This window comes from Fusibacter paucivorans (assembly GCF_018390735.1).
Classification (GTDB): domain Bacteria; phylum Bacillota; class Clostridia; order Peptostreptococcales; family Acidaminobacteraceae; genus Fusibacter; species Fusibacter paucivorans.
Map to the genome: position 1 here is coordinate 25,083 of NZ_JAHBCL010000005.1, position 11,831 is coordinate 36,913.

Annotated in this window: 12 protein-coding genes; 3 read left to right on the forward strand and 9 right to left on the reverse strand. The window is 43.3% G+C overall.

The features are described from left to right. Positions 1–47 precede the first annotated feature (47 nt). Positions 48–1,388 carry an NADP-specific glutamate dehydrogenase gene (gdhA, locus tag KHM83_RS03620; protein WP_213235551.1) on the reverse strand — a complete coding sequence of 447 codons (1,341 nt, stop codon included), beginning with the start codon at positions 1,386–1,388 and terminating at the stop codon, positions 48–50. A gap of 380 nt (positions 1,389–1,768) precedes the next feature. Here gdhA and KHM83_RS03625 point away from each other — a divergent pair, with 380 nt between their 5' ends. Then, the gene (locus KHM83_RS03625; protein ID WP_213235660.1) at positions 1,769–1,936 is read left to right on the forward strand and encodes a DUF362 domain-containing protein; all 168 of its coding nucleotides are present in this window, start codon (positions 1,769–1,771) and stop codon (positions 1,934–1,936) included. Positions 1,937–2,242: 306 nt separating this feature from the next. On the opposite strand, the gene KHM83_RS03630 is transcribed toward KHM83_RS03625, so the two are convergent. The 3 genes from KHM83_RS03630 to KHM83_RS03640 form a co-directional block, all read right to left on the reverse strand. Beyond that, positions 2,243–2,719, reverse strand: a complete 477-nt coding sequence (locus KHM83_RS03630) for a MarR family winged helix-turn-helix transcriptional regulator (RefSeq protein ID WP_213235552.1) — start codon at positions 2,717–2,719, stop codon at positions 2,243–2,245. Positions 2,720–2,763: 44 nt separating this feature from the next. Beyond that, positions 2,764–3,942: an acetyl-CoA C-acetyltransferase gene (locus tag KHM83_RS03635; RefSeq protein ID WP_213235553.1), complete on the reverse strand. Its 1,179-nt coding sequence runs from the start codon at positions 3,940–3,942 to the stop codon at positions 2,764–2,766. A gap of 149 nt (positions 3,943–4,091) precedes the next feature. Beyond that, positions 4,092–4,718: a redox-sensing transcriptional repressor Rex gene (locus KHM83_RS03640; RefSeq protein ID WP_213235554.1), complete on the reverse strand. Its 627-nt coding sequence runs from the start codon at positions 4,716–4,718 to the stop codon at positions 4,092–4,094. Between the two features lie 360 nt (positions 4,719–5,078). On the opposite strand from KHM83_RS03640, the gene abc-f reads away from it, so the two are divergent. Both abc-f and KHM83_RS03650 read left to right on the forward strand, forming a co-directional pair. Then, on the forward strand, positions 5,079–6,995 hold the full coding sequence (abc-f, locus tag KHM83_RS03645; RefSeq protein ID WP_213235555.1) for a ribosomal protection-like ABC-F family protein: 1,917 nt from the start codon (positions 5,079–5,081) through the stop codon (positions 6,993–6,995). 165 nt (positions 6,996–7,160) lie between these two features. Beyond that, positions 7,161–7,394, forward strand: coding sequence for an acyl carrier protein (locus KHM83_RS03650; RefSeq protein ID WP_213235556.1), 234 nt, complete (start codon positions 7,161–7,163; stop codon positions 7,392–7,394). 532 nt (positions 7,395–7,926) lie between these two features. On the opposite strand, the gene tsaD is transcribed toward KHM83_RS03650, so the two are convergent. Genes tsaD through KHM83_RS03675 form a run of 5 tightly spaced genes read right to left on the reverse strand, consistent with a single transcriptional unit; the run spans position 7,927 to position 11,828 of the window. After that, the gene (gene tsaD / locus KHM83_RS03655) at positions 7,927–8,958 is read right to left on the reverse strand and encodes a tRNA (adenosine(37)-N6)-threonylcarbamoyltransferase complex transferase subunit TsaD (RefSeq protein WP_213235557.1); all 1,032 of its coding nucleotides are present in this window, start codon (positions 8,956–8,958) and stop codon (positions 7,927–7,929) included. Further along, positions 8,951–9,406 carry a ribosomal protein S18-alanine N-acetyltransferase gene (gene rimI, locus KHM83_RS03660; protein ID WP_213235558.1) on the reverse strand — a complete coding sequence of 152 codons (456 nt, stop codon included), beginning with the start codon at positions 9,404–9,406 and terminating at the stop codon, positions 8,951–8,953. Before rimI ends, tsaD begins: the two co-directional genes overlap by 8 nt. 26 nt (positions 9,407–9,432) lie before the next feature. After that, entirely contained in the window at positions 9,433–10,128 is a 696-nt protein-coding gene (tsaB, locus tag KHM83_RS03665; RefSeq protein ID WP_213235559.1) for a tRNA (adenosine(37)-N6)-threonylcarbamoyltransferase complex dimerization subunit type 1 TsaB, read from the reverse strand. Next, positions 10,109–10,681, reverse strand: a complete 573-nt coding sequence (tsaE, locus tag KHM83_RS03670) for a tRNA (adenosine(37)-N6)-threonylcarbamoyltransferase complex ATPase subunit type 1 TsaE (RefSeq protein WP_246542853.1) — start codon at positions 10,679–10,681, stop codon at positions 10,109–10,111. Before tsaE ends, tsaB begins: the two co-directional genes overlap by 20 nt. Continuing rightward, positions 10,665–11,828: an amidohydrolase gene (locus KHM83_RS03675; RefSeq protein WP_213235560.1), complete on the reverse strand. Its 1,164-nt coding sequence runs from the start codon at positions 11,826–11,828 to the stop codon at positions 10,665–10,667. The genes tsaE and KHM83_RS03675 overlap by 17 nt, the downstream gene beginning before the upstream one ends. Positions 11,829–11,831 lie beyond the last annotated feature (3 nt).

Genomic DNA, 11,831 nt, shown 5'->3' on the forward strand with positions numbered 1-11,831 from the left:
AAAGTTATTTGTTATTTCTTATTAAATTGCTTCGCACACTTAAATGCCTAATAATCACCTTGTGCATACATTGCATCAGCCACTTTTAAGAAACCGGCGATATTGGCGCCTGCGACAAGATCGTAGCCTAAACCATATGCTGCAGCTGTCTCAGATGCCATTTTATGAATATTCGTCATAATTTGATCGAGTTTTTCATCCACTTCTGCTTCTGTCCAAGAAAGGCGCATGGAGTTTTGGCTCATTTCCAGTGCGGATGTTGCAACACCGCCTGCATTTGCTGCCTTTGAAGGCCCTACGATGACGCCGTTTGCCTGAAGATAGGCAACCGCTTCATTGGTGCAAGGCATATTGGAAGCTTCACAGACAAATTTAACGCCATTGGCAACGATTTGTTCAGCATGCGACAAGTGAATTTCGTTTTGCGTCGCACACGGAATCATGATATCTGCTTTTACGCCCCAAGGTCGCTCGCCCTTAAAGAATTTAGCACCGAACTTTTCAGCATATGGCTCAACAATATCTTGACCGCTGTTTCGAAGGGTTACGAGATAGTCAATTTTTTCGCCGACGACACCGTCTTCATCCAAAATATAACCATCCGGTCCTGAAATTGTAATGACTTTACCACCTAGCTCCGTTACTTTACGTGCTGTTCCCCAAGTAACATTACCGAACCCAGAGAGTGCAACTGTTTTGCCTTCAAAAGATTCGCCATTGGCTTTCAGCATTTCACGTGTGAAATAGGTGACGCCAAAACCTGTTGCTTCCGGTCTAATCAATGACCCGCCATAAGACAGCCCTTTACCGGTTAAAACACCATTTTCGAAAGCACCGCGAATACGTCGATACTGTCCGAATAAATAGCCGATTTCACGACCGCCGCAACCGATATCCCCAGCCGGAACATCTACATTTGGTCCAATGTGACGATAGAGCTCCGTCATAAAACTTTGGCAGAAACGCAGTACTTCTACATCTGTTTTGCCATTTGGATCGAAGTCGGAGCCGCCTTTGCCGCCACCGATTGGCAAGCCGGTCAGTGAATTTTTGAACGTTTGTTCAAATCCTAAAAATTTGATGATGCCAATATAAACGGATTTGTGAAAGCGAAGGCCACCTTTGTAAGGACCGATGGCGCCGTTGAACTGAACGCGAAAGCCTCTGTTCACTTGGAGCTTGCCATTGCGATCTACCCAAGGCACTCGGAAAATAATCTGACGCTCAGGTTCGACAATACGCGCCAGTATATTGGCTTCTACGTATTCCGGATGTTTTTCAATTACCGGTACCAGAGATTTGAATACTTCCTCAACTGCTTGGATAAACTCAGGTTCGTTAGCATTGCGTTGCTTAACTTGTTCAAATACCGTCTCAATGTAATTCATCTCATACATCTCCTTTAATGATCTGCCCTGTTAGAACGATTCCAATTGACATCTTTTTATGGTTCCGCTCAAACGTCAATACTAACCGTTCTTCAACTATAGTGTAACGCAAATCTGAACAAAATTGTATATATTTTTCGACACAATTGCAATAAATAATTCTTATACTAACCCATCATGCAAGTTTTATTTCATTTAGATGCAATTTTTCTTCAATTCTACGGTTTTTTTCTTAACTTTGAACATTAATAATGATTATCATTCTAATTTAGCATTTTTCGAGAATATTTTAACAAATAAAGTTTTGTTTCGCATTTTTTTTGAGTATCATAGATTTATAAATAAGTTCTTAGGAACTGCAAATCAATAAAGGAGGAACTATCATGTACGTAATTAAAGATTCTTGTATTTCATGTGGCGCTTGTGAAGCTGAATGCCCCGTAGGTGCAATCTCAGCTGGCGATGGCATTTATGTAATTAGTAGCGAATGTATCGATTGTGGTGCTTGTGCAAATGTTTGCCCAGTAGATGCACCTCAAGCAGAATAAGACTAAAAACTAGATAACCTGGCATGTTTATGCATGTCAGGTTATTTTTTTGCATAAACATACTGTATTATTGACAGATAATTGGCACCGTAAGTCATTGTCCCTTCAGTTTTATCATCACTTTTTTTTTAAAATTTTTATATCGATTCTCAATTTTTCTCTATTTCACACGCTAAATTCGAATAACTATTGATCTTGCACTTGATTCCCGATTGTTTTGACCGGCTTATCGTGGTCGTATATATATTCACATTCTGACATTCGCTCATAAAAATACGACGGTATCCAAGATACCGTCGTTGTGATTCAATATTTTTGTTTTGTATCAAATACGTCGAGCTCATACTTATCTGTATGATACTGTACGATTTTACTCAAGAACTTTAGGATTGCCTTTTCTTCGTTAACAGTGATGTCCCGCAGGACAAAATCCATCTCTGACTGAGAGGCTTCGCTGAGCGCTTTGACAAATTGCTCTCCATATTCAGAAAGTGCGATAATCTGACCTCTGCCGTCTACAGTATCCGTTCGTTTACAGATCAGATTAACACTTTGCAGTCGCTTTAAAGAGGTGGTCAAAACGTTGCGATCAACTTCCAAATAGCTAACCATATCGCTGAGTTTCATCATACCAATTTCATCAAGCCGTCTCAAAATAAGCAAATCAAGCAGATTGAGTTTAACACTCAATGCTTTCTTATAAAATCCCGCTTTATCTTGGTGAAGCACTTTGATTAGCATCCGGTCGAGCATATGTGCAATTTCTTTTCGATAATTTGCCATTAAACGCTTGCCTCTGTGAGATATAAACGCATCAATTCGATGTGTTAGTCTCTCTTAACGATTAACGCTTCACCCATACCGCCGCCGATACAGAGTGTTGCCAATCCTAATTTAGAATCTCTCTTAATCATTTCATGGAGCAATGTAACAAAGATACGGTTTCCTGAAGCGCCAATTGGATGACCTAATGCAATCGCACCGCCATTGACGTTGACAATTGCAGGATCCCATCCCATTTCTCTAACAACCGCAATTGCCTGAGCAGCAAATGCTTCGTTTGCTTCAACGAGGTCCATGTCGCTTGCTTTAAGACCCGCTTTTTCAAGCGCTTTCGTAGATGCAGGAATTGGACCAATCCCCATGATTGAAGGATCAACCCCCGCAGAAGCAAATGATACGATTGTACATAATGGTTTAACGCCGAGTTCTTCAGCTTTTTCTTTGCTCATAACGAGTACGCATGACGCACCGTCATTAATACCTGATGCATTACCGGCTGTAACAGTCCCCTCTTTTTTGAAAGCAGGTCTGAGTTTTGCCAATTTTTCAGGTGTTGTATCTTTCATATGTTCATCCACTTCGAAAACGACAGGATCGCCTTTTCTTTGCGGGATGACAACTGGTACGATTTCATCTTTAAATCTGCCATTATCTCTAGCTGCAATCGCTCTTCTTTGTGATTCGTAAGCAAAAGCATCTTGATCTTCACGTGTTACATTGTATTTTTCAGCAACGTTCTCAGCTGTAATACCCATGTGGTAGTTGTTGAAAACATCTGTCAAGCCATCGTTGACCATAACATCATAGAATTTGCCGTCGCCCATTCTTTGACCCCAACGGCCAGATGGTACGAGGTATGGCGCCATACTCATGTTTTCAGTACCGCCGCAGATAACAACATCGTTATCGCCTGCAATAATCGTTTGAGCTGCCATAGAAATCGCTTTAAGACCTGAACCGCAAATCATGTTAATCGTTGTACAAGGTACTTCAACCGGAAAACCGTTGTTAACCCAGGCTTGACGTGCAACACCTTGGCCATAGCCTGCTTGGAGCACTGAGCCAAAGATGACTTCGTCAACTTGATCCGGTGCTACTTTTGCTCTTTCAAGCGCTTCTTTCATAACGATTGAACCCAAGTCAGCCGGCTTAACACCTTTCAGTGAACCACCAAATGTACCGAGTGCGGTTCTAACAGCACTTACAATTACAACTTCTTTCATTGTGTTTTACCTCCCAATTTTAGTGTGATCGCTTTTATCTTTTTATGATCACTTAATATAGTGTGACAATCCCTAATTTTATTTTACCAAAAACAAAAAAGAAAGACAAGGCAATCCCTTGTCTTAAAAGTACACGTATTTTTAATGCCTTAGTTCTCCTTTAAAAAATAGGAGAGCGTCAGTAAATTGTCAATTAAGTGCACATTCTCCACGACCACGTCTTCAGGCACCTTTAAATCGACTGGCGCAAAATTCCATATTGCTTTGACATTCGTCTTTGATATACGGTCCGCCACATCCTGCGCACCATCCCTATTTGTGCATATGTAAACGATTTCAACATTGTTCTCGTTCACAAATGTTTCAAATGTATCCATATCCAGAACCTGAATGTCCTTGATGGTCAATCCGACAATCTTTGGATTGATATCAAACATTGCCTTGAGCTTAAAGCCCAGTCTTCCGAAACTTGAGTAATTGGCAAGTGCCTGGCCCAAGTTGCCGGCACCTACGATGATAACATTATAGTCTCTGGTCAGGCCCAATATTTTGCCGATTTCCTCATAGAGGTCTTCGACGTTGTAGCCGTAGCCTTGCTGGCCGAAGCCACCAAAATTATTGAGGTCCTGTCGAATTTGGGAGGCTGTAAAACCAATCACCTTACTCAGTTCTTTTGATGAAATACGCTTAATGTCATTGTCTAGCATCTCTTTCAAGTACCGATGGTATTTCGGCAAACGCCGAATAACGGCCAAAGAGATATTCTTTTCCTTCATAAACCACCTCTTGATTCAACTTGTCGATCCTCACAAGCTTTTGATAAGATTATACATTTCAAGAAAAAATATGTCAAATTAATAACAAGGTATTGCGCACTAAATGTACATCTTTTCGAACAATCGCTTCTCCCTTTGCCTTTACTGGGATTCGTCTGTTATAATACTTCTAGACACCATGAGCGCAGCACGGTCATTTGCAGTTGATTGCCCCCTTTTACAAGGCACGGCGCTCTGGAAAAACGCGTTGCCCTCTGCCTTTGCAGGTTTACGACGATAAGGCTTTTACCGTTTTTCGTCATTTATCGTTATTTATCTTTTTTTCATTATTTATCCATTTTAAATAGAAATGAGGTGCTTATGATCGCACTATCCTGTACAAACATATCGAAATCATATGGTATTGATACCATCTTAGAAGATATATCGTTTACCGCCTCTAAAGGCGATCGCATCGGTTTAATTGGTGCCAACGGTGCTGGCAAGACAACGCTTATGCGCATCTTAACCGGAGAGTCTTCACGAGACAGCGGCGATCTCTTTATTTCGAAAGAGATGACCATCGGCTATCTGGCGCAAAACACGACGATTGACATGCATCTTTCCGCCTTTGAATATTGTCTCGAAGTCTTCAAAGATGTTCTCAATATCGAACGCCAAATGCGTACACTTGAAAAGGAACTGGCGGCTGCTACACCAAATGATTCAGATGCACTGCTCAAACAGTACGCCGCACTTCAGGAAGCTTTTGACCAGGCATCGGGTTATGAAGTCGACAGCCGGATTCACGGTGTTCTCAACGGCCTTGGTTTTGAACTGGAATCACATCACAAATCCGTCAACCAGCTCAGCGGCGGTCAGAAATCCCGTGTCGGTATCGCCAGACTGCTGTTAAAACAGCCTGATATTCTACTGCTTGACGAACCGACCAACCACTTGGATATTCAGGCAATCAAATGGCTTGAGACCTATTTAAAAGAATACGACGGCACTGTGATTATCATATCCCATGACCGTTATTTTCTGGATCAAGTCACGACCAAAATATATGAAATCGAATTCAAGCAGCTCTATGAGTATACCGGCAATTACTCTCAGTTCCTCAAGGTTAAACAAAGCAACTACGAAGCGGCATTAAAAAAGTATGAACAGCAGACAAAAGCCGTTCAAAAGCAAGAAGCGCTAATCAAGAGCTATAAAGAACGCGGCACGGAAAAGCTCGCAAAGCGCGCCCGATCCAGAGAAAAAAGGCTCGCACATGTCGAGCGCGTTGATCGCCCCCTCCTGCTTAGGTCACACTTTACCATCCATCTGCAAAGCAATACGCAAAGCGGACGCGAAGTACTGATTGCAGAAAACATCGCCAAATCATACGGCGAACACCAAATCTTTCAAAATGCGTCCTTTGAAATATACCGCGGTGAAAAGATTGGACTCATCGGTCCTAACGGCGTTGGCAAAACCACACTTTTTCGAATCCTGTTAGGACAGCTCGAAGCAGATACAGGTGCAATCACAATGGGGCATCACGTCGTTCCGGGTTACTATGATCAAGAACTTCGCAACCTGTCAAACGATTCATCGGTTCTCAGTGAAATTCATGATGCCTATCCACAGCTTTCGCTAACTGAAGCCCGAACACTGCTCGGCGCCTTTCTCTTTAGTGGTGACGATATTGAAAAGCGCGTTCCCGACCTTAGCGGCGGCGAAAAGAGCAGGCTTTCACTTTTAAAGCTCATGTTGAGCGGCGATAACCTCTTATTGCTCGATGAGCCTACCAACCACTTGGACTTAATGGCCAAAGAAGCACTGGAAGATGCCCTCACTGCGTATGACGGCACACTTTTTGCCATTTCCCATGACCGCTATTTTCTCAATAAAATCTGCACGAAAATCTTTGACTTAACCCCTGATGGGATTAACAGCTATTGGGGCAACTATGATTATTATCTGGAAAAGCTTGAAGAAGCGGCATGGCTGTCTAAAGAACCCACTCCCGAACCGCAAATCACCAAAACAAAACAGCGTGAAATCGCCCGTCGTGAAAAGGCAAAAAAATCAGAGGCAAAGGCACAGCGAAAGGCACTTGAAGCGCTTGAAGAAGCTATTCATGAAGCAGAAGAGCACCTACACGAATTACAGCTCGCACTATGTGATGAAGCCGTCTTTTCAGACAGTGACAAGGCGAAAGCCGTCAATGACGATATCGCCAATCAAACAGTCCAAATTGAAGCACTCTATCAGGATCTGGAGCAGCTGCTTGAAGAAAATGAGTAAACCTTTCATCATTTTTCTAGGTCACATATCCTAAAAATATTATAGACAAATCTGCGATTTTCTTTATAATTAAAATTGACGACCGACATTATACAATTATTTTCTAGGGGAAAGTGTCCTATGTGCGCTTTAATATCACAATCTTTACTTATTTAGGAGGTTCTTATGTTTAAAAGAATAAAAGCCATCATTGTCGAACAACTTGGAGTCATAGAGCCAAGTGAAGTCACAATGGACTCGGCTTTTGACAGCATGGATATTGATTCAATTGATGCGGTGGATATCATCATGGCGATTGAAGATGAATTTGAAGTAAACATTCCCGATGAAATCGCAGAATCTTTCAACTGCATTGCAGACATTATCAACTACCTCAGCGGCGAAGGTGTTGACGCCTAATACTTATCAGCGTAGTTCTTTACTGTAAACATCGGTGCGCTTTTATAAGCATCATCAAGCATATGTGAACAATTCAAAAGAATCCCATTGCCGGGATTCTTTTTTTATGCCGCTGTTATGCCGCTGCTATGTCGTTGTTATACCGCTATTGATCGTGACAATCGCCTCATCTCTCAACTGCCACAGTTACAGCTATTCATCATACGATTGTCACATCTATGCACCCCATCTATTTTTATACAAAATCAAGCCATAAATTATGTAACCCTTTGTCAAAGCCGTAATCTGGAAAAGATATACACACGTATACAGCATTATCAACAAAACATGCTGCTTATCCACAACTTTTCATCAGTTTATCCACATTGCCTGTGAATTTAGATGCCCAAAAATTCAGAATATTCCACACTATCCACAGAGTTATGCACAATTGTATCATTCTTTGAACAGCTTCTTGCCATTTTAAGACTGCTTTACATAACATCATTTTTTATCGATTATCCTGTTTTTTCACCTAAAAAAGTAAATGGGGCTACTGCCCCATTTTACTCCCTATTTTAAGATTCGGGACTGCATTAATATACATATCACCTCGTACACCCGCCATGGCATTGTAATAGCCGGCACAGCCAATCATCTCAGCATTGTCCGTGCACAAATTGAGCGGCGGATAATAAAAGGCATATCCTTTTTTCTGCAATGCAGCAGACAGTCTCTGGCGTAAATCGCTGTTGGCAGCAACGCCGCCTGCGAGCACCAATTGTTTATGACCTGTTTCTTTCAACGCTTCCATCGCCTTGATTGTTAAAATTTCCGTTACTGCCGCCTGAAAACTGGCTGCCACATCCGGTACGTTTATTGCTTCCCCTTTCATACGGCAGCTGTTTAAATAATTTAAGACTGCCGACTTGAGTCCGCTGAAACTAAAATCCAGACTGCCGCTTTCCAGCATTGCCCTCGGAAAATCAATCGCCTGCGCATTGCCTTCGCGTGCCACGCGGTCAATCTCCGGTCCGCCGGGGTAGCCAAGCCCCAATGTCCTCGCTACTTTGTCAAATGCTTCCCCCGCCGCATCATCACGCGTTTGTCCGATCACGTTAAACGTTGTGTAGTCCGTTACTTCGACTAGGTGCGTATGCCCCCCCGATACCACCAGACTGATAAATGGTGGTTCCAGTGCAGGATGTGCAATATAGTTCGCCGCTATATGCCCTTCAATATGATGTACGGGTATAAGCGGCTTTTCCAGCGCAAAAGCCAGCGCCTTGGCTGTTGAAAGCCCTACGAGCAGCGCACCGACGAGCCCCGGTCCATAAGTAACCGCTATATGATCAACCTCTTGTAACGCCATATCCGCCTTTTCAAGGCATTGATCAATCACCTGTGCTATTTTTTCAAGATGGTTCCTGGATGCGACCTCCGGAACGACACCGCCAAAGGTTCGGTGCAGCTCAATTTGCGTATAAACAGTTCCCGCAACTACTTCTCGACCGTTTTTTAAAATGGCACATGCCGTTTCGTCACAACTCGTTTCAATTGCCAGTGTATAAATTTCTTTAGGCATTTTTCTTGAGCTCCTTCCACATTACCATTGCATCCTCGCCGTTATCTTGATAGTAACCCTTTCGAATGCCCAGCTTTGTAAATCCATATTTTTCATATAAGTGTATGGCCACATAATTGCCGACGCGCACTTCCAGCGTCATGCCGACATAGGCATCTGAATCGCCAAATGCAATCAATGCCTCCATCAGCAAATTGGCAATATGATGTCCCCGATAGTCTGGATGGACGGCGACATTGGTAATATGGAGTTCATCCATGACATGCCACATGCCGGCATAGCCGATGCACTTGCCTTCATAGGTTGCTACATAGTAGACTGCCAGCATATTGTTGACGAGTTCATTTTCAAAGGCCTTCCGCGACCATGGTGTACTGAATGACTTAACTTCCATCTCCATAATTTCGTCAAGATCTTCATAGGCCATTCTTCTAATTTCAATTTTCATAACACGTTCACCAAATTCTTTATAAACTATTTTAAATCACGCTCAGCCTGAGATTTTTTCATATAATTTGCCGTAATATCAAGATAAGTATGATGTTCTGCCGTTTCAAACGCCAGATGGCAAAAACTCGTTGCATTGATAATATTATGGCGCTGTTTACCAAATAAATAATTGTTCTTATTCCACATACTGATCATCGTATCAAAAAAATCAGGGTAAATAGACGTCGCCTCACCGACGATGAGAATGCGTTCGGCAGAAAAATCCGTCTCAAGCATCTGATGGACTTCTGCCAGTGTGGCTATGCCCTCGTACACGGTTTCGAGTTCAGTGCCGTCAGAGCGATAAATACCACCGTATACATTTTCACGTTTAGCATCTAACAGTGATACGATAATGCCTTCGTGTTGAAGGTTGCCCAGTGCCAAAAGCGCTGTGCTGCTCATGGTGACAATGGGCTTTTGGTGCGCCTGTGCAAATGCTTTTACAGTACTCACACCAATCCGAACACCCGTAAAGGAACCCGGCCCCGTCGTCACATAATAACCGTCAAGGTCCTTTATTTTAAGCGACAGCTGCGCCATCAAGCTCTCCACCATCGGCATTAGCTTCTGAGAGTGCGTCAGTGGCGTATTGAGCAGCATTTCACCTAATATGTTGCCATTTTCAAAGATGGCGACACTCGCCGTCTGTGTCGATGTATCAATGCCCAATAACTTCATGCGTCAGCCTCCCCAGTTTTTCAGACGGTCCCCTTAAGCAAATCGTTCGCGATGTTTCACCCGTCGTCTTTATAATCATCCAAACGGCATCTTCGGGAATCAGCACTTCAACGAGCGGCGCCCATTCAATAATGCTTACTCCCATGCCATTTAAATACTCGTCAAAACCGATTTCATACATTTCATCCGGTTCCGCTATGCGATAGACATCAAAATGATAAATCGGCAGCCTGCCTTCATATTGATTCATGATATTGAACGTCGGACTGGTGACATGTTCCGTCACACCGAGTGCTTTGCAAAGTGCCTGTGTAAAAGTCGTCTTGCCGGCGCCGAGATCACCTGAAAGACACAGAATATCCCCCGGTTTTATCGTCTCAGCAAAAATCGACGCCAGCTCAACAGTCTTTTCAAGTGTATCGACCGTTATCGTAATCTCGTTGCACTCGGGGCACATTTTGCTTTTATCATGATCTTCCTGTTTGTTATGCTTGTTATGCTCCTTATGGCCGTTGTTTCCTTTTTGTTCTTTATACTCATTTTGTTTGTTCATAGACAATCTTACCATTGATAATCGTATATGCTACCGACGCCTGTAAATCAAACGGATGTCCGTCCCAAATGACGACATCGGCATCCTTTCCTATTTCGATAGACCCCACGCGATCTGAAACGCCCAAAATCTCCGCAGGATTAATGGTGATACACTTCAGCGCTTCCATCATCGGCAATCCAGCCTTATGCGCAAGTGCCGCACACATCGGAAGCGACTCCAGCGGTGTTACAGGACTGTCTGTCATGATGGCGATCTTAACACCTGCACGATAAAGCGCATCTGCTGTTTCAAAAGTTTTTTGATTCAGCTCAAATTTTGACTTATTGCCAAAAGAAGGACCGACAATCGCCGGGTAACCCTCCTTCGCCAAATGTGATGCAATGAGATGCCCTTCGGTACAGTGCTCCAGAGTCAAATCCAAATCAAACTCTTTCGCAATGCGAATCGCCGTGAAAAGATCATCCGCACGATGTGCATGTGCTTTTAAAGGCATTTCTTTGCGAATGACCGGACGCATCGCCTCGAGTTTCATATCATAGGCAGGCATTTTACTTAGATCACCCTGTGCTGCCTCTATTTTTGCTTCATATGCTTTCGTCTTTGCCAGCAATTCTCTGAGTACAGCTGCAATTCCCATGCGCGTCATGGGGGTCTGATGGCGCTCGTTATAATTCCGCTTTGGATTTTCGCCAAAGGCACATTTCATCGCCAGCGGCGATTTTATAATCATATCATCGACGCGATCGCCGTGAAGCTTCATTACGACAAAGGTTCCGCCCACGACGTTGGCACTACCCGGTCCAGTTGCCGCAGTGGTTACACCGCCGCAGACCGCATTGCGAAACGCTTCATCACGGGGATTAATGGAATCTTCCGCCCGAAGATGCGGCGTTATTGGATCGGTTTTTTCATTGCCGTCAGCACCTTCAAAGCCAATCCCCTCTTCCCACATGCCAATATGGCAGTGGGCATCTATAAATCCAGGAAAAACCATTTTCCCTTCAGCGTTGATAATCTCTGAATCTGCCGGATACTCACATTGTGTGCCTATATCCGTAATTTTACCGTCTGCTATGCAGATTGTACCGTTTTGGATAATATCGCCAACCATGGTATAGATGGTGGCATTTTGAATGACGAGCATTGT

Bases quoted from the DNA above. Each gene is read 5' to 3' on its own strand.
- rimI (WP_213235558.1), bottom strand. From the start codon at position 9,406: ATGAAAATTGAAATTAGAAGAATGGCCTATGAAGATCTTGACGAAATT.
- KHM83_RS03630 (WP_213235552.1), bottom strand. From the start codon at position 2,719: ATGGCAAATTATCGAAAAGAAATTGCACATATGCTCGACCGGATGCTA.
- tsaE (WP_246542853.1), bottom strand. From the start codon at position 10,681: ATGAACAAACAAAATGAGTATAAAGAACAAAAAGGAAACAACGGCCAT.
- KHM83_RS03675 (WP_213235560.1), bottom strand. From the start codon at position 11,828: ATGCTCGTCATTCAAAATGCCACCATCTATACCATGGTTGGCGATATT.
- KHM83_RS03640 (WP_213235554.1), bottom strand. From the start codon at position 4,718: ATGAAGGAAAAGAATATCTCTTTGGCCGTTATTCGGCGTTTGCCGAAA.
- KHM83_RS03650 (WP_213235556.1), top strand. From the start codon at position 7,161: ATGTTTAAAAGAATAAAAGCCATCATTGTCGAACAACTTGGAGTCATA.
- tsaB (WP_213235559.1), bottom strand. From the start codon at position 10,128: ATGAAGTTATTGGGCATTGATACATCGACACAGACGGCGAGTGTCGCC.
- KHM83_RS03635 (WP_213235553.1), bottom strand. From the start codon at position 3,942: ATGAAAGAAGTTGTAATTGTAAGTGCTGTTAGAACCGCACTCGGTACA.
- tsaD (WP_213235557.1), bottom strand. From the start codon at position 8,958: ATGCCTAAAGAAATTTATACACTGGCAATTGAAACGAGTTGTGACGAA.
- abc-f (WP_213235555.1), top strand. From the start codon at position 5,079: ATGATCGCACTATCCTGTACAAACATATCGAAATCATATGGTATTGAT.
- gdhA (WP_213235551.1), bottom strand. From the start codon at position 1,388: ATGAATTACATTGAGACGGTATTTGAACAAGTTAAGCAACGCAATGCT.